This window comes from Butyricicoccus sp. OF10-2, from assembly GCF_003481925.1.
GTDB classification, from domain to species: domain Bacteria; phylum Bacillota; class Clostridia; order Oscillospirales; family Butyricicoccaceae; genus Agathobaculum; species Agathobaculum butyriciproducens.
In genome coordinates, this window is the sequence record NZ_QUMC01000001.1 from 177662 (window position 1) to 194435 (window position 16774).

Below are 16774 nucleotides of genomic sequence, written 5' to 3' on the forward strand. Positions count from 1 at the left end.
CGCACTTTATGCGATACCGCAATTCTCCATTATCAATTTTCAATTATCAAAGGCCAAAATGCTTGAGTATAATAACAACTGCGAACAAAACCGCAACCCACAATAAAGCGCAAACATCTACGCGGGCGATCTTCAGCTGGCGCATGCGGGTACGGCCAACATCGCCGCGGTACAGTCGGCACTCCATGGCGGTTGCGAGTTCGTCTGCACGGCGGAACGCCGAGATGAACAGCGGCACGAGAATCGGGATCATGGCCTTGGCACGCTGAATCAGGTTGCCGGAGTCAAAATCTGCACCGCGCGCCTTCTGTGCCGAGATAATCTTCTCGGTCTCTTCGATAAGGGTTGGGATAAAGCGCAGTGCGATCGACATCATCATGGACAGCTCATGCACCGGCGCGTGCAGCTTTTTGAGCGGAGAAAGCAGACGCTCGAGTCCGTCGGTCAGCTGAATCGGTGAGGTGGTGTAGGTGAGCATGGATGTTGCGATGATGAGCAGCATCAGGCGCAGTACCATGAAAATGGCCAGCTTAACGCCTTCCACACTGATGTGCAGGAAGTGCCACTGGAAAATGTAGGTGCCTGGTGTATAGAACAGGTTGAGCACCGCTGTGAAGATAACGATGAACAGGATCGGCTTGAGGCCGCGCAGCACCATTTTGGGCGAAATACGCGAAATACCGATGACAACGGCAAGAAATGCGATGATCAGCGCATAGGAAACCGGGCCTTGCGCGAGAAACAGCAGCACGATGAATGCCACCGTCAGCACGATCTTTACGCGCGGGTCAAGACGATGCACCGCGCTGTTGCCCGGAAAAAACTGACCGAGGGTAATGTCCTCAGCATTCGTGAGCAGCCTCCTTCCACTTGCAGGCACGCAGGGCATCCATTGCCTGCGCTACGGTGTAGACCGAGGTATCAACATCGTGACCGCGCTTTTTCAGCTCAAGCATGACCTTGGTGATCATCGGGATGTCCAGTCCTGCGGCAATGATCTCGTCCGCGTGCGAGAAAACCTCGCGCGGCGTGTCGCAGAACAGCACCTTGGCGTGATTCATCACAAGCAGACGGTCGGCAACCTGTGCGATATCCTCCATCGAGTGGGACACGATGAGTATGGTCGCGCCGGACTGCTTGTGGTAGCTGCGGACCAGCTCAAAAATCTCGTCACGGCCCGCCGGATCGAGGCCCGCGGTCGGCTCATCGAGCACGAGCACATCCGGCCGCATCGCGATAACGCCTGCGATGGCAACACGGCGCTTCTGACCGCCGGACAGCGCAAACGGAGACTGGTCGGCAAGCTCGGGTGCAAGGCCGACTGCCGCCATGGATTCGCGCACGCGCTCGTCAATCTCGGCCTGCGGCAGCTCATGTTGGTCGGGCCGTAGGCGATATCCTTTGCGATGGTCTCCTCGAACAGCTGGTATTCCGGATACTGGAACACCAGACCGACGCGGAAGCGCGTTTCGCGGCTGCACTTGCCCTTGGCATCCCAGATGGACTTGCCATCGAGCAGGACCTCGCCTTCGGACGGCTGTAGCAGACCGTTCAAGTGCTGAATGAGCGTAGACTTGCCCGAACCGGTGTGACCGATCACACCGAGAATTTCGCCTTTTTCGATTTTCAGGTCAACATGGTCAAGCGCAACACGCTCAAAGGGGGTGCCTGCGCCGTAAACGTGCGTCAAGCCCCTCGTTTCAAGTATGGTTGACATAAGATTCTCCTTCGGATAATCAATTCAAATATTCTTGTTCGAGAATATCTGCACATTCCTCGATCGAAAGTGCGTCGATCGGCAGCTTTTCGCCGTCCTGCTGATCGAGGTCGTACAGGACTTCGATGGTCTGCGGTACGGTCAGGGAAGCCGCGCGCAGCTTGTCCACCTGCGTGAAGATCTCGCGCGGAGTGCCGTCCATCAGCACGTTGCCCTTGTGCATGACAACCACACGCTGCGCCTGTACGGCCTCGTCCATGTGGTGGGTGATAAGGATAACGGTGATGCCGAATTTGCGGTTCAGCTCACGGACAACATTCATGACCTCACGGCGGCCCTGTGGGTCGAGCATGGCGGTCGGCTCATCGAGTACAACGCAGCGCGGCATCATGGCGATAACGCCTGCGATTGCGATTCGCTGCTTCTGTCCGCCGGACAGACGGTGCGGCGCCTGTGCACGGTATTCGTACATGCCGACGGCACGCAGTGCATCGTCAACGCGCTTGCGGATTTCCTCGGGCGGCACGCCCATGTTCTCCAGCGCGAATGCGACATCTTCTTCAACAACGGTGGCGACAAGCTGGTTGTCCGGATTCTGGAATACCATCGAGACGGTTTTACGCACATCGTAGGTGTTGTTTTCGTCGCGGGTGTCCATCATGTCAACGTAGCATACGCCGCCGGTCGGCAGACGGATCGCATTGAAGCAGCCGGCGAGCGTACTCTTGCCCGAGCCATTGTGACCGAGCACCGCGACGAACTCGCCGCGCCGGATGGAAAGATTTACGCCCTTTAGCACAGGAACGGAAAGCTGTCCGTCCTCGGCCGGGTAGGCGTACTGCAGGTTTTCGGTTTTGATGATTTCACTCATTTATTTTCGTCCTTCGGTAGATTTCAAAGGGTTGATGGTACAATATGCACCGGATAAATAAAATATCGTAGGGCGGGTGCTGTGATTTACTCCTCGGCGATAAAGCGTGCCGATGAGCCGCACGGCAGCACCAGACCGGTCGATTCAACCGGCAGGCCGAGCTCCTGCGCCTCAATCTTGCCGGCGGCGCGCTTGCCGGCGGTGATGCCGAGCAGATAGCTCATCACAGACGGCGCAAGGCCGGTGGAATAGCTGGAAATGAGCACGAACAGCGGCTTGTCGCTCAGCACGCCCATGGTCAGGTCTATGAAGTCGGCAACGTCCTCCTCGATCTTCCACGTCTCGCCGGACGGACCACGGCCGTAGCTCGGCGGGTCCATAATAATCGCATCGTACTTGCGTCCGCGGCGGATCTCGCGCTGCACGAACTTTTTGCAGTCGTCCACGATCCAGCGAATCGGGCGGTCGCTCAGACCGGAGGACGCGGCGTTCTCCTTGGCCCACTGCACCATGCCCTTGGATGCGTCAACGTGGCAGACGGACGCGCCGGCGTTTGCCGCCGCAAGCGTAGCGCCGCCGGTGTACGCGAACAGGTTGAGCACGCTGATCGGGCGGCCTGCGTGACGGATCATCTTGTCGATAAAATCCCAGTTGGCAGCCTGTTCGGGGAACAGACCGGTATGCTTGAAGCTCATCGGCTTGAGCTGGAACGTCAAATCACCGTAGTGGATAGCCCACTGCTCGGGCAGCTTGCGGATTTCCCACTTGCCGCCGCCTGCGTTCGAGCGATGATAGATGGCGTTTGGCTTGTTCCAAACCTTACAGTCCTTGTCGCGCGGCCAGATAGCCTGCGGGTCGGGGCGCTGCAGAATCTGATTGCCCCATCGTTCAATTTTTTCACCGCCGCCGCAGTCGAGCACGGCGTAGTCCTTCCAATGATCTGCGATCCACATAAATATTCTCCATTACATTATATATAAGTAGTTGTTTACACAATAATTCAGTATCTATTCTACCACCAAATATGCACTAACGCAATGAAAAGCGATTAGAAATAAAAGGTGTCAAGACAGCGTATTTTGGCGAATACAGCAAAACGGCTGCACCGTAAGGTACAGCCGTTCGAGCGGGAAAAGCAGTCAGAACCGTTCGCAGAAGCCTTCGCCGCCGTTTGCAAGCGACTTGAGAGCCGTCGCGCGGCGTTCCTCGGGTTCGTCTGAGATACATACCGCATCGGTCAGCACCTGCCGCGCCTGATACGGCAGATCAAAGAACTGCTCCATTGCCCGCGGACTGTGGCCCATTTCCTGCATAAAATCAAAGGGAATCTCGCCGGAGACCTGTTTTTTCCTGTCCTGCACCATAATTGCACGCTCCTTTCGATTGCAGTATCTCCGAAGTTCGTGCTATAATACCATTATAAAAATTAGTAATTAGGAAGTAGTAATTGAGGGGAGAAGTTCACTTTCCATTCTCCATTCTCAATTTTCCACTATTGAGGGGTTTTTATGGATTTGCAGAAGAATAAGACGTATCGTTGTCAGATTACGGATTACACGGCGGACGGCACGGGGTTTGCGAAGATCGAAGGCCGGGCGGTATTTGTGCCGCGTACGGCAGTTGGCGATCAGTGTGATGTCCGCATTGTCAAGGTGACGAAAAATGTGGCGTTCGGCAGGGTAGAGAAGATTATCGTGCCGTCGGGACAGCGCATTGCGCCTGCATGTCCGGTGGCGGACAAGTGCGGCGGCTGCTGTTATCAGCACATCACCTACGGGGAAGAACTGCGTGCAAAGGAGAAAAAGGTGCGTGATGCGCTGACGCGCATTGGCGGTCAGGACGGCGCAAAGCTGCTCGGCATTACGGGTGCGCCGACGACTGAGCATTACCGCAATAAGGCGCAGTATCCGGTCGGACGGGACAAAGAGGGCAGCATCGTTACTGGCTTTTACCGTCCGCGCAGCCACGACATTGTGCCGGTGGACAGGTGTTTGATCCAGTCCGAGACGGCAGATAAGATTGCCGCTGTGGTGCGTGAATGGATGACGGAATTTTCGGTCAAGCCGTACGATTATGCGAGCAAGCGCGGCACGATTCGCCATATTTATGTTCGTGTGGGCGAAAAAAGCGGCGAAAGCCAGCTGACGCTCATTTCCGCGACCAAGAAAATGCCCGGGCTGGACGTGCTGGTCGAGCGTTTGCGCGCGGCAGCACCGTCGCTGACGGGTATTCTGCTCAACCACAACCAGCGCGATGACAACGTGATTCTGGGTGACCGGACGGATGTTCTCTGGGGTGAGCCGATGCTGGAGGACCGCCTGTGCGGGCACACGTTTTTGCTCTCGCCCGAGGCGTTTTATCAGGTCAATCACGCGCAGGCCGAGCGTCTGTATGCGTGCGCGGTGGACTACGCCGGTCTGACCGGCGAGGAGACCGTGCTTGACCTCTACTGCGGTGCGGGTACGATCACGCTGGCGCTGGCCGAGCACGCAAAGACTGCCATTGGCGTGGAAATCGTGCCGGAGGCCATCGAAAATGCCAAGCGCAACGCGCTCCGCAACGGCATGGAGAACACAGAGTTCTTTTGTGCGGATGCGGGTCAGGCGGCGCAGCGGTTGGCTAAGCGCGGCATTGATGTGTTGGTGGTCGATCCGCCGCGCAAGGGTCTGGACGCGACTGCACGCGACGCGATCCTTAAAATGCAACCGCCTAAGGTCGTGTACGTTTCGTGCGACCCGGCAACGCTTGCGCGCGATGTGGCGGAGCTGTGCGGCGCAGGCTACACGCTTGAGAAAGCACAGGCGTTCGATCTGTTCCCGAGAACTTTTCATGTGGAGACGGTTGTCTTGCTTTCCAAGGGTGAGGTCGACTCGAAAAAGATTCGGGTTGAGTTCTCTTTGGAAGATATGGATATGTCCGAATTTCAGGATGGGGCAACCTATCCGCAGATCAAGGAGTATGTGTTGGAGCATACCGGGTTAAAGGTGTCCAACCTCTATATCTCACAGATTAAACGAAAATGTGGGATTGGGGTTGGTAAGAACTATAATCTGCCGAAGTCCGAGGATTCCAGACAGCCCCAGTGTCCGCCGGAAAAAGAGAAAGCAATCCGAGAAGCATTCAAATATTTTGGGATGATCTAACATCCCGCAAAATGGAGGTTTCTTATGGATAGATTGATTTCTTGTGAGTTTAACATGGATACCGCTTGTGTGGAACTGAAATTTTTAGATGGCAGCATGATTGCCATTGATACCATCGCCGTGGAGAATGAGGTTGCTGACAATATGTATCAACGGTCAGAACTGGATTATCTAATCTACAATGATCCGGTTGGATATGCAGACTTGATCTTGAACGGTGATCCCGAAATTTATCTAAAAACTGTAACTGAATGTAAACCCTTAGATTAAAACTCAGCCCTCTGCCTTTTCCTTGGCAGAGGGCCGTTTTTTGCTTAACAGTTATTGAGCATCCCTTAATTGCTCTACAACACTGCATTTCGCTGCATTGTCATACATCATGCAAGGAATCAGCCACCCCAGCAGAAGAAATACCGGAATTGTCAGCAGGACAGGCAGAATGGTGAATCGATACTCAAAGAACCAGAACATACTGCCCAGCATTTTTCCTGCAAGAGGTCCCACCGCCAGCGACAGAATAAAGGCCGCCGATACGGAGGACATTGCGTAAAACAATCCCTCGTAGATCAGCATGGTTTTGAGCTGCCGGTTCGTCATTCCTACAGCCTGAAGCACAGCAAATTCACGGCGGCGGGAAAGAATACTGGTCATCATGGCGTTGAAGAAATTTAAGAGTCCCACCAGCCCGATGATAGCACAGAGGATACCACCTACCAGAAGGAACATCTGCCGGAACTGAGCAAACTCAGAGCGAGCCGTGGCCTTGCTTTCATACATCAAGGGTGAAAACTCACCGGCAGTGAGCTTCGATAGATATTGCTCTGCTTCGGCCTCGTCTGCGTCGTCTGCTGTGTCGAACAGGTAGAGCATCGGAATGGCCGCACCGCCGCTGTCCCTCTGTGCGGTATCCACAGACAAAACTGTCTCATATCCAATACCACCATAACGATAACTCATGGAATACGGAAGCTCTACCAAGGCGCAGACCGTGTACTCTACATCTCTGGCTCCATACAGTTTTTCCTGAAAGTACTCCTCCGGTGTATCTTCGGTGCGGAGTTCCCCGGTGCGGCTGTCGATATATTTCACATCGTCCGCATAGGTGGCGGTGATCGTGTCTCCCACCTTGGGGTAGTATTCAGGATTGGGCAGATTACCGTAGTCATCTAAGGAAACCGCAATGGCAATAGCGTTATTGTTTGGCTCCAGCATAGGAGAAATATCTCCGTCGAACACTTGCAGCTTGTCAAACAGGCTGTTATCCAGAGCCTCGATTCTGGTATCTCCCATCACCATATCGCCCCGGTGCTCCATGCGGCTCATATGGCTGTCCAACTGCTCAGCACTTTCGTACCTTGCATAGTCCTGCCGCAGAGCATCCTCCGTCATCCAAAGATATACGGGTTTTCGCACAGCATATCCCGTGCCGGAAAGACTGGACTTTGTGTTTGCTGCGATCTCTTCGATCTGTTCCGGCGTGATGAATTCATCTGCCGGGTTGTAACGGAAATAGTCGGGCGTGCTGACGATAAAATCGGCGCAGGTCATGAAGGATACATACTTCTCCATGCTGAAGCCGCCCACAAAGGCACACAGTGCATTGAACAGCGTCACCGACAGTGCCAGAGACACCACCACCAGCACCGTCTTTTTTTTGTTTCGTCCCAGATTGGCAAAGGCCATCTGATGGAGCTTCGCTCCCCGGGTGCTGCGCTGTTTTTTCTTGGTCTGCATCGCATCTGTATATTTGGTAGCCTCCACCGGAGAAACCCTGGCTGCCATTTTCCCGGGCTTGGAGCAGGACAAAAGCACCGTCAGCAGGGCAAACAGCACGGAGCCAACAAAGATCACAGGCGAAGTGCTGATGGTGGTGATGCCTGCATCCAACTGGGTGGAGCGCAAGACAACAGGCACCAGAACAGCGCCAATGCCATAGCCCAACAGCAGCCCCGCCGGAATGCCGATCAGACAAAGCAGAAGTGCCTGCTGGCGAATGATGCGTTTGAGCTGCCGGGGCGTTGTGCCAATGGTTTTCAGAAGCCCGTAAAACCGGATATCCCCCGCAACAGAGATCTGGAAAATGTTATAGATGATAAGATACCCGGTGAAAATCACCAGCAGCAAAAAAGCTGCTATGGCGATCACAAGTTCCGGATCGAGATGCGACTCCAGCTGGGATGAGGTATATCCCCAGTTGACGCCGATCCGGACGCTGTTGGGATCGGTATAGCTGTCCCATGTGTAGCCGAGATCGGTATCCACCTGCTCCATCTGCCCTTGAATGTTTGTACTGGAAGCCATCATGACATTCAAATCGGTGCGGAAAGGCTGTAAACCTGTTTTCACTGCCTGCGCTTCGATGTCATCTGCGTAATCACGGCTGATGTTGATGTAATGAACAGGCATTAGTTCATCATAGTCCCAATAGCCCACCAGCGTAAAGGTATCTGTTACAGTAAAGGCGGTTTGATCCTTGTCCGTAATGGAATAGGAAACCGTGACCTCGGCGCCCAGCTCCGGCGTTACGCCAAGCAGCTGCAACGCTGCCGTATCCATGGCTACCTCTTTGCCGCTTTCGGGCATCCGTCCGGTAGTAGGGGTTGCATAGCTCCATTTAGTGCAGTTGACATCCATGTAGCTGATCTCTGCAGGGGTTTTGGAAAAGACACCCTCCGCAGTGATACCGATTACCTTCCGTACCCCCGCAGCCTTCACCTTTGGGTGGGCAGCGATACGTTCCGCCTGCTCGGGGGAAACATCCTTAAAGGTACCGTGTGCATAGCCACCTACCTGCCGAAACTGGTAGGTTTCATAACTGGCGTTCAACGACAAGACAATGGTGAACATGGACGTAAATAGCAGCGTTGTCAGCGCAATGGCAAAAATAGCGATCAGATTGCGGCGACGGTTCGCATAAAGAGATTTTAAGCTGAGCTTTCGAATACATTTTCTGTTTTTGACATTCATCGTAGCCACCTCCCGTTAGTTCTGGGAGACGATCCGACCATCTTCGATACGGATAATGCGGTCTGCCATCTGCGCAATTTCTTCGTTGTGAGTGATCATTACGATTGTCTGGGCGAACTTTTGACTGGTGACTTTCAAAAGGCTCAATACATCCTGGCTGGTTTTGGAATCCAGATTGCCGGTGGGTTCATCTGCCAGAATGATAGCGGGTGCTGCCGCCAGCGCACGGGCAATGGCTACTCGCTGCTGCTGACCGCCGGAGAGCTGATTGGGCAGGGCATCCAGACGATCATCCAGCCCAAGTGTCTGTACAATCTGCTGTACGAAATCCTTATTGACCTTGCCACCGTCCAGCTCAATGGGTAGAACAATATTTTCATACACATTCAGCACCGGAACAAGATTATATGCTTGGAACACAAAGCCGATTTTCCTGCGGCGGAAGATGGTCAGCGCTTCCTCCTTCAGGGAGAAAATATCCTGTCCGTCCACCATGACCGTGCCACTTGTAGGGCGATCCAGCCCGCCCAGCATGTGCAGCAGCGTGGATTTGCCGGAGCCGGATGTGCCGACAATTGCAACAAATTCGCCCTTCTTTACACTTAAATCAACTCCATCCAACGCATGAACTGCGTTATTGCCGGAGCCATAAATCTTTTTCAGGTTTTTTGCCTGTAAAACTTCCATAAATGAGTACCTCCATGAAAAAATCTGTATGTATGAAAGGAAATCATCCTTTGATACATACAGATTATCGCATAGGAATCTTTCCACATTCTTTCCGGCGGAAAATGAAATCTAACAGTTTTGATAGAATTGTTGTTATTTCGGCAGAAATATGGAAAATGTACTTCCTTTTCCCGGAACGGAAGCAATCTTGATATAACCTCCCTCACCGGATATGATCTGTCGGGCAAGGTATAAGCCGATGCCGACCCCTTCCTGCTCCTGAACCGCCTTTGAGCGGTAAAAGCGAGCAAATATCTTCGCTTGCTCAGTTTCCGGTATGCCTGAACCGGTATCCGATATATCGACCCTTGCAAACATTTCATAGCTTACGGCAGAAATAGTAATGGTGCCATGCTCCGTATATTTGATGGCATTGTCTACGATATTCGCCAGCGCTTCCGCTGTCCATTTGAAGTCGAATACGGCAAAAGCATCGGTATCTTGCAGTCGCAAAGACAATCCTTTTTCAGAAGCCTTGGCGGCATATTGTTCTACTACGCTTTCAAGCAGCGGCTGCAGCGCTGCTTGCTGAGGGGAGAGTGAAATGATCCCGTTTTCCAGTCTGGAAAGCTTTACGAGAGAATCGATCAGAAATCGCAGCTTTTCCGATTGTTTGTACAGCGCCTCCACATTTGCCTTCGCCGATGCAGGCAGAGTTTCCTCCATCAGAAGCTCGCTGTATAACAGCAGGTTTGCAATCGGCGTTTTCGTCTGGTGGGAAATGTCCGCAATCAAGGTTTTGATTTTGTCTTTTTCCTGCGCTATGTTTTGAGAAGATGCTTCTGCGGCGGAAAGATAGTGCGCAAACTTTGTTTCCAATGCAGACAGCTGGCTTTCATCAAAATTGGTTTCAGAAAAGGAGCCGGTCATGGCAGCGTCCAGCATCCTTTCGATTTCTTCCATCGTTTTTCTGGTCTTTCTCCGCTCCCATAACACAACAGCTGCCGCCGCCAGAAAACACAGCAGTATGATCACAATACCGGTTTTATTCATCTTTTGTCACCCAGCTATAACCGATTCCATAGACGGTTTTAATGTATTTCTGTGCACCAAGCTTATCCCTCAGACGCTTGATCGTAACAGACAAAGCATTTTCATCCACATATTCTGCGCCATCTGTCCAGATCCGGTCGACAAGGTCTCCACGGGTCATGGTTCGACCACGATTTTCAACAAGCAGACGCAGTAATTTTTGTTCTGTTTTACTCAATTCCACTTTGGAATCTCCCACATAAAAGGTCATAGCCTCAAAGTCAAAGTGAAATAGATCCATATGGAACGGCGCATTTTTATGGTTTGACGCTTGCTTTCGCAGTTGGGTATTCACCCTTGCCCGCAAAACCGAAAGAGAAAAGGGCTTGGTAATGTAATCATCAGCGCCCCTCTCCAGTCCGTCTACGATGTCCAGATCGGTGTCATTGGCAGTCAGCAGAATAACAGGAATATAGGGTGTGTTTTCCTTGACCTCCCGGAGCAACTCGAGCCCGCTGCCATCCGGCAGATTGATATCCAGCAGGATCAGGGATACACCGCCGCAAAGAAGCTGTTCCTTCGCCGCTTTTAGGTCTTGGCAGGAAATGATCTGACGGTCATCTGCTTTCAGTGCTTTACTTAAACCCTGATTCAACCCTATATCATCTTCAATAATCAATAATTGTTCCATGTATCTCACTCCCTCGTTATTCAAAGGCCACCATTATTTCCTTGGGTAATTTTTCGTTCTCACAGTTCAGAAGATAGGCGATTGCTCTGCTTGCAAATTTGTTTGTTTTCACTGTATCCCAATCGGCAAGCAAAATGACCTCTGCCTTGCCGTTCTCAAAATCTAATGATATTTCGCCCCATTCGCCGTCGCAGTCTGCCTGATATTCGTAGATTGCGGCGGCGATTTTCTTTTTTCGCTTAATCTTGGATTTCTGTTTTAGCCGGACTGCATGGATTGCGCCCTCGGCAACCAACAATTCCGTCAACTTGTCCACTGCTTTTCGGTAGGCTCGTTCTGCACCGCTGGCTGTACTGCCCTCAAACATAACCGCCAGTTCTTCAAAGGTGGGGCGGTCTTTCCATGAACTGACACGCCCACAGGTCATGCAAATTGCTAACCGTTTTTCGAGCAAGGTCTGTTCCCGATAATTCAGTTTCTCAAATGCCCGCTGCACCTTTTCTGCCTGTATGCCGTTCCAGAGGATATCGGTATAGTTCCAGCTATCACCAAGGGCTACATCCTCGCCTGTTTCTTCGCCGTCCTCGTCTGTGACATAGAAAGGCTGCTGATTGCGGATTCCACGGACAACTTTCAGATATTCTTCCGCAAGGGCAAGATCGCAGTTGTATTTCTTGGAAAATTCGTTGACCGCATCCTTGGTATTGTGGTACAGCCAAGCCATTGACCGCACCATTTTGTAATTGGTCAGAGAGGACACCGACCATTTTTCTTCGCCCATGCGAAAACGGAGCATAGCATCCCGGATGAACGGGAAAATGTATGTAGCATACTCTGCACCCTTGGCAAGGTCATAGTCCATCAGCTTTTGGAGCATTTGCTCCCGGCAGGAGAGCTTTATATCTATAAATCGGTCTGTGTCGTACAGATCGCCGCCATCCACACCGAGAAAGTCTTTGATGCGCTTGTTAAGCTGCGGCTCGTAGTGGTGTAGGAAGAATGAGAAATATATCAAATTCTTTTCCTGCAAGGCAGACAGGATATATTCGTTCAGATTGCCCACCGCTGGAGGCTCCGGTTCCAGTTGGAAAATGTGCTCTGCCACATAGGAAATGATGCCGTCATCGTGCGGATTGACTTGGTGTTTTGGTATGTATCCGGTCATATTCCATGTAAAATCATTCAGCATAGCGCACCTTCTTTCAACTTTCAAAATCTATTCAGTCAAACAATATGTGCTGCCCAAATATGTACCCTGATTTTTTGACCATTTCTATTCAAAATGATTTGAGCATGCTTCAACTCTCCATATCCCGTTTCCACATCTAAAAGACTACATTCTCGTGGAAACGGGTAGGAATATTTATCAAAATGGTTGAAAATGTTTTTATAACCCAAATCGAAGTTTTTGGCAGTGGTATAAACTATCAAAAAAGTGTACGGGCAACCGTTGGGGTCGTATTTTGTAAGAACTTTATTCATGTGGGAGTCTAATCGCTCTCTTTCCAATGAAGATACCTTTATTCCCTCTATCATTACAACAGGTAATCCATCATAACAAAGCTGAATATCAACCTCCCCAGCCTCGTCACCGTTTTCTGAGTCTCCTTGCCTTGTTTGATCTTTCATGAAATAGCTCTCGCCCAAAATATCCCGAATATAATCATTCATTGTATCTTCGCTACTATCTGCGTTGTAGTGGTGATTACGCTGTAGCTTTGAAAGTGCTCGTAACATTTTGTCGCATATTTCTTTTTCGGGTATTCGGCTATCATCTTCTATTTGTGCAGTACTACAATCTTCTTTGTATTCGTCCAAATGATCCTTCAATACATATAATTTTGACTCTAATTTGTCAAATCGTGTTTTGTCATCCCATCCGGTAAAATGGGATGACAATGCAATTATTTCGTCAATGTATGCGTCACCTTCTATTTTGGCAAGTTCAAAACACACTCGGTCTTTCCACTGCAAAAAGACTGGATTCTTATATATGGTTTGCAGATCTATGCTGGATGTTTTATGCGTTCCAGTATTGTAGTCATACATTGAAGCCCCTGGGTAGCTCTCTGTGGTAAATAGTGTTTTGATTTCCGGTGCTTGATCAATCAATTCTTTTATAGCATCCACATTAATCATAGTTTTTTCCTTCCAACGCTTCTTTTCTTAATACGCCTTGTCCCATTTCTTTTTCATAATCGCCCTTGGCATAGGCTACATTGCTCAATGCCCGGAGCATTTTATCCTTTGCCAGCTTCTTCATAACCTCTGCAAGATCAGCGTCCAGAGTACCACGCTTCACATAGCGGTTTATGGTATTTAGCCGCTTTTCATAAATCTGTTTCAGCGGATGATCGTCCGCAAGTTCCCGCTGTTCTCTGCCTTTTAGATTGCCGATCTGCCGACAGGTGCGGTGCAGCTTGTCCCCCGGCGCATAACCGCCGCAGTATTTGGTGTGCCTTGCGTTGGTGGTCAGAAACCATTTGCCGCAGATCCGGCATTTTTTCGGTGCATGACCCACACACAAACCCTCAAAGAAATCAGACCGGAACATTCCCACAAAGGATACATAGTGCATCCGCTTGACCAGCTTCGCTATGTCCTCGCCGGGACGGATGGTAGCCACATACTGAACAGAGTTATTTGCAACAGACATCCAGGCATTGCCCTCTGTGATAGAGAACTTAGGCGGGAAATAGCTGCCGAACATTTTTGCAAAGCCCTCCGCTGTGCGGTCTGCCTCGTTGCCGTCTGATTTTTCTGCAAAATCAAGCATTGCCTTTTGATATTCCTCAAGAGAGTATGCCAGATGCCCGCATACAGCGGTATAGCGCTGGAGCATCACCGCATCAGCATATTTTGGAACTTCTTCGAACGGTAAAGAATTGGTTACGGCTTTTATGGCGAACTCCACATATTTCAGAGCATTGTCCGCAGTAAAAACCTTTTCTATCCGTTCCCTGTGCTTTGGTATATCCATATAGGAGAACGGCGGCGTTTTGCTGAGAATCTCTAACATTGTCAATGCAGCTTCCTTTGCCATAGGAAAGAGTGCAGAAGTATCCTGTCCGGCATTCAGCATCCCGAGCAGCAGATTGATTTTCTCGCATTGCTCGTTCATTCTTGTAATAGTATCCGCAGGAACATTCAGCGCATCACAGGCAAGCGTGCCGACAGGGAATGTTTTGCCCTCATATATGACCGTATCCTGCCAGAAGTCCAATGTCATCAATTCTTGGTTCATGCTTACCCTCCTGTCCTGTTTTTTCACTTTCTTAATTGTATCATGCTAATGTAAAGAAATCTACATCTATCAATAAGTTGTCCTGTTTTTTGAAACAGGATTGTCCTGCCATTAGCCTGTTTTTTGAAAAATCCGTCATAACCATAATAGAAGGAGCGAAGCACCTGCCAATCACGGCGGGTGCTTCGTGCTTTCCAGAATATTATGAACGGAGGGTTTTCTATGACAATCTATGAAACCATCAAGGCGGCAATCAGCGTCAAGCAAGCCGCCGAACACTACGGGCTGAAAGTGAGCCACAACGGCATGGCTTGCTGCCCGTTCCACAACGACAGGCATCCGAGCTTGAAGCTGAATGAGGACTATTTTTTCTGCTTTGGCTGTGGAGCAAAGGGAGATGTGATCGACCTTGTGGCAAGGCTGTTCAATATGAGCAGCTATGAAGCAGCGCAAAAGCTGGCTTCGGACTTCGGACTTGACCCGAAACCGCCCACTGCCGCAGCTATGGCCAAGCCAAAGCGTCCTTATATCCGTCAGTTCCGGGAGGATGAAATGCTGTGTTTCCGGGTGCTGACGGATTATCTGCATCTGCTGGAAGATTGGAAAGTGCGGTATGCACCCAAAACACCGGAGGAGGCTCTGGATGATCGTTTTGTGGAAGCCTGCCAGATGCACTGTCCTATCGAATATATGGCAGATGTGCTGACCGTGGGTGATCTGGAAGAGCGGGTGGCATTGGTGGACGAGCTGATGAAGGAGGGAAAAATTACTTTTCTGCAAGAGTACATCACACGAAAGAAAAAGGAGGTGGCGCACCATGCGAAGAACCGGAAAACGCCTGATATGAATTTGCCTGTCTGGTTTGATGGGCAGAACATCAACGAAGCTCTGTTTTGTGAAGAATTTCTGCATGAGCGCAGAATTATCTTCGCAAACGGAGCTTTTTTTACGCCCGATGGTCGAGTGACGGACGATCTCCCACTGCGTGGGGAGATTTACGACAAGCTGAAATTTTGTGCCGTAAACAATATCCCCCGGAAGATCACCAACATTCTGGAAGTGCTGAAACTGGAAGCACAAGTGCCGGACTTTCCACCGGAGCAGGATCGGATTCATTTGTCCAACGGTACGCTGCTATTGAACGGCACATTTACCAAGGGCAGACCGGCTATCGTGCGAAACCGTCTGCCTGTTGTTTACAATCCTCATGCACCTACACCTGTGACCTGGCTAAAATTTCTGGATGGGCTGCTCCATGCGGAGGACATCCCCACTTTGCAGGAGTTTTTCGGCTACTGTCTGATTCCTTCCAACAAGGGGCAGCGCATGATGGTGATTAAAGGCAACGGCGGCGAGGGCAAATCCCAAATTGGTGCGGTGCTGTCCGCTATATTCGGCACGAATATGAAAGACGGCAGCATCGGAAAAATTTCCGAAAACCGCTTCGCCCGTGCTGATCTGGAACACATCCTGCTGTGCGTGGATGATGATATGCGGATGGAAGCTCTGCGTCAGACCAACTATGTAAAATCCATTGTGACTGCACAGGGCAAGATGGATCTGGAACGCAAGGGAAAGCAGAGTTATCAGGGCTGGATGTTTGCCCGGTTGCTGGCATTCAGCAACGGCGATCTGCAAGCTCTGTATGACCGCAGCGACGGTTTTTACCGCAGACAACTTGTGCTGACCACCAAAGAAAAGCCCATGGACAGAGCCGATGATCCTGACCTTGCAGAGAAGATGAAAGCTGAAGCCGAGGGTATCTTCCTGTGGGCATTTGAAGGCTTACAGCGGCTTGTTGCCAACAACTTTAAGTTTACGGAGAGTGACCGTATCCAGGAAAACCGGGAAGCGGTCAAGCGTGACAACAACAATATCTTTGATTTCATGGAGTCGGAGGGATACATCCGATTGAAAGCGGATGCTTCCATCAGCTCCAAGGATTTCTATGAAATCTACCGGATGTGGTGCGAGGAAAATTCCCTTGCTCCGCTGAAAGCCCGTAGCTTCAGCGACGCCATGATTGCCAATGCCAAGAAATTTAATCTGGAGCATTGCAACAACATCACCAACTCTGCCGGACGGCGGGTATGGGGATTTATGGGTGTGGAGGCTGTGGCAAGACCTCATATAAATGGGTTTTACGGAAATTCGCCGTGTACGTACGTACCGGAGGACATTCCGGAGGAATGGCGGCAGGTCGAGTAAATCCCATTGGCTGGTACGTATGTACGCAGCAAAAGAGCGTGAAACGCTTGTGATAGAAACAGCTCATTTCCTTTATTTGGGCTGTTTCTATTGCAGTGAAAGATTTGATTTTCACTGCCGCCGGGATGGGTGGTGTTTCGCAAAACAGCAGCTATCCCGGCTGAACAACAGAAAACGATGCAGACAGTTTTCGGGCAGTTCAGCAGAGGTCACCGCAGTGACCGCATTCCCC

Annotated in this window: 16 protein-coding genes and 2 pseudogenes; 5 read left to right on the forward strand and 13 right to left on the reverse strand. The window is 50.8% G+C overall.

What is annotated here, in order from left to right:
• Positions 1 to 46 precede the first annotated feature (46 nt).
• The 3 genes and pseudogenes from DXB00_RS00940 to DXB00_RS16855 all read right to left on the reverse strand — a co-directional run.
• Entirely contained in the window at positions 47 to 880 is an 834-nt protein-coding gene (locus DXB00_RS00940) for an energy-coupling factor transporter transmembrane component T family protein (protein ID WP_243107119.1), read from the reverse strand.
• Positions 843 to 1280, reverse strand: a complete 438-nt coding sequence (locus DXB00_RS16850) for an ATP-binding cassette domain-containing protein (RefSeq protein ID WP_330427907.1) — start codon at positions 1278 to 1280, stop codon at positions 843 to 845. Before DXB00_RS16850 ends, DXB00_RS00940 begins: the two co-directional genes overlap by 38 nt.
• Positions 1254 to 1600: pseudogene (locus DXB00_RS16855) on the reverse strand (ATP-binding cassette domain-containing protein); the annotation flags it as partial. The pseudogene DXB00_RS16855 and the gene DXB00_RS16850, both read right to left, overlap by 27 nt.
• Here DXB00_RS16855 and DXB00_RS16860 point away from each other — a divergent pair.
• Positions 1556 to 1714: a hypothetical protein gene (locus DXB00_RS16860; protein WP_243107130.1), complete on the forward strand. Its 159-nt coding sequence runs from the start codon at positions 1556 to 1558 to the stop codon at positions 1712 to 1714. The pseudogene DXB00_RS16855 and the gene DXB00_RS16860 overlap by 45 nt on opposite strands.
• A 22-nt stretch (positions 1715 to 1736) precedes the next feature.
• On the opposite strand, the gene DXB00_RS00950 is transcribed toward DXB00_RS16860, so the two are convergent.
• The 3 genes from DXB00_RS00950 to DXB00_RS00960 all read right to left on the reverse strand — a co-directional run bounded on the left by DXB00_RS00950 (position 1737) and on the right by DXB00_RS00960 (position 3952).
• Positions 1737 to 2588 (reverse strand): energy-coupling factor transporter ATPase, encoded by an 852-nt coding sequence (locus tag DXB00_RS00950; RefSeq protein WP_118728866.1) that lies wholly within the window; start codon positions 2586 to 2588, stop codon positions 1737 to 1739.
• 86 nt (positions 2589 to 2674) lie between these two features.
• Complete coding sequence (locus tag DXB00_RS00955; RefSeq protein WP_118728867.1) at positions 2675 to 3541, reverse strand: class I SAM-dependent methyltransferase; 867 nt, start codon at positions 3539 to 3541, stop codon at positions 2675 to 2677.
• A 186-nt stretch (positions 3542 to 3727) separates the two neighbouring features.
• Positions 3728 to 3952, reverse strand: coding sequence for a hypothetical protein (locus DXB00_RS00960; RefSeq protein ID WP_118728868.1), 225 nt, complete (start codon positions 3950 to 3952; stop codon positions 3728 to 3730).
• A gap of 144 nt (positions 3953 to 4096) precedes the next feature.
• Between DXB00_RS00960 and rlmD the strand changes: the two genes are divergently transcribed.
• A complete protein-coding gene (rlmD, locus tag DXB00_RS00965; protein ID WP_119214407.1) occupies positions 4097 to 5731 on the forward strand; it encodes a 23S rRNA (uracil(1939)-C(5))-methyltransferase RlmD in 1635 nt (544 codons plus the stop codon).
• Positions 5732 to 5755: 24 nt separating this feature from the next.
• Positions 5756 to 6001, forward strand: a complete 246-nt coding sequence (locus DXB00_RS00970; protein WP_021683568.1) for a DUF6061 family protein — start codon at positions 5756 to 5758, stop codon at positions 5999 to 6001.
• Between the two features lie 51 nt (positions 6002 to 6052).
• Here the strand turns inward: DXB00_RS00970 and DXB00_RS00975 are convergent, their stop codons facing one another.
• From DXB00_RS00975 to DXB00_RS16865, 7 genes are all read right to left on the reverse strand, one after another.
• A complete protein-coding gene (locus DXB00_RS00975; protein WP_118615336.1) occupies positions 6053 to 8698 on the reverse strand; it encodes an ABC transporter permease in 2646 nt (881 codons plus the stop codon).
• 15 nt (positions 8699 to 8713) lie between these two features.
• Complete coding sequence (locus DXB00_RS00980; protein WP_006858253.1) at positions 8714 to 9385, reverse strand: ABC transporter ATP-binding protein; 672 nt, start codon at positions 9383 to 9385, stop codon at positions 8714 to 8716.
• A gap of 135 nt (positions 9386 to 9520) precedes the next feature.
• Entirely contained in the window at positions 9521 to 10420 is a 900-nt protein-coding gene (locus DXB00_RS00985; RefSeq protein WP_118169680.1) for a sensor histidine kinase, read from the reverse strand.
• Entirely contained in the window at positions 10413 to 11090 is a 678-nt protein-coding gene (locus DXB00_RS00990) for a response regulator transcription factor (protein ID WP_117554470.1), read from the reverse strand. The genes DXB00_RS00985 and DXB00_RS00990 overlap by 8 nt, the downstream gene beginning before the upstream one ends.
• A gap of 16 nt (positions 11091 to 11106) precedes the next feature.
• Positions 11107 to 12279 (reverse strand): hypothetical protein, encoded by a 1173-nt coding sequence (locus DXB00_RS00995; protein ID WP_118728872.1) that lies wholly within the window; start codon positions 12277 to 12279, stop codon positions 11107 to 11109.
• Positions 12280 to 12314: 35 nt separating this feature from the next.
• Positions 12315 to 13229 (reverse strand): hypothetical protein, encoded by a 915-nt coding sequence (locus tag DXB00_RS01000; protein ID WP_118728873.1) that lies wholly within the window; start codon positions 13227 to 13229, stop codon positions 12315 to 12317.
• Positions 13222 to 14334 carry a DUF6076 domain-containing protein gene (locus DXB00_RS16865; protein ID WP_243001756.1) on the reverse strand — a complete coding sequence of 371 codons (1113 nt, stop codon included), beginning with the start codon at positions 14332 to 14334 and terminating at the stop codon, positions 13222 to 13224. The genes DXB00_RS01000 and DXB00_RS16865 overlap by 8 nt, the downstream gene beginning before the upstream one ends.
• 222 nt (positions 14335 to 14556) lie before the next feature.
• Here DXB00_RS16865 and DXB00_RS18050 point away from each other — a divergent pair.
• Both DXB00_RS18050 and DXB00_RS01015 read left to right on the forward strand, forming a co-directional pair.
• A pseudogene (locus DXB00_RS18050) lies at positions 14557 to 14754 on the forward strand (CHC2 zinc finger domain-containing protein); the annotation flags it as partial.
• Between the two features lie 423 nt (positions 14755 to 15177).
• Positions 15178 to 16542: a DNA primase family protein gene (locus DXB00_RS01015; RefSeq protein WP_199697235.1), complete on the forward strand. Its 1365-nt coding sequence runs from the start codon at positions 15178 to 15180 to the stop codon at positions 16540 to 16542.
• Positions 16543 to 16774 lie beyond the last annotated feature (232 nt).

Coding starts and splice junctions, on each gene's coding strand:
- DXB00_RS00950 (WP_118728866.1), bottom strand. CDS start 2,588: ATGAGTGAAATCATCAAAACCGAAAACCTGCAGTACGCCTACCCGGCC.
- DXB00_RS00955 (WP_118728867.1), bottom strand. CDS start 3,541: ATGTGGATCGCAGATCATTGGAAGGACTACGCCGTGCTCGACTGCGGC.
- DXB00_RS00960 (WP_118728868.1), bottom strand. CDS start 3,952: ATGGTGCAGGACAGGAAAAAACAGGTCTCCGGCGAGATTCCCTTTGAT.
- rlmD (WP_119214407.1), top strand. CDS start 4,097: ATGGATTTGCAGAAGAATAAGACGTATCGTTGTCAGATTACGGATTAC.
- DXB00_RS00970 (WP_021683568.1), top strand. CDS start 5,756: ATGGATAGATTGATTTCTTGTGAGTTTAACATGGATACCGCTTGTGTG.
- DXB00_RS00975 (WP_118615336.1), bottom strand. CDS start 8,698: ATGAATGTCAAAAACAGAAAATGTATTCGAAAGCTCAGCTTAAAATCT.
- DXB00_RS00980 (WP_006858253.1), bottom strand. CDS start 9,385: ATGGAAGTTTTACAGGCAAAAAACCTGAAAAAGATTTATGGCTCCGGC.
- DXB00_RS00985 (WP_118169680.1), bottom strand. CDS start 10,420: ATGAATAAAACCGGTATTGTGATCATACTGCTGTGTTTTCTGGCGGCG.
- DXB00_RS00990 (WP_117554470.1), bottom strand. CDS start 11,090: ATGGAACAATTATTGATTATTGAAGATGATATAGGGTTGAATCAGGGT.
- DXB00_RS00995 (WP_118728872.1), bottom strand. CDS start 12,279: ATGCTGAATGATTTTACATGGAATATGACCGGATACATACCAAAACAC.
- DXB00_RS01000 (WP_118728873.1), bottom strand. CDS start 13,229: ATGATTAATGTGGATGCTATAAAAGAATTGATTGATCAAGCACCGGAA.
- DXB00_RS16865 (WP_243001756.1), bottom strand. CDS start 14,334: ATGAACCAAGAATTGATGACATTGGACTTCTGGCAGGATACGGTCATA.
- DXB00_RS01015 (WP_199697235.1), top strand. CDS start 15,178: ATGAATTTGCCTGTCTGGTTTGATGGGCAGAACATCAACGAAGCTCTG.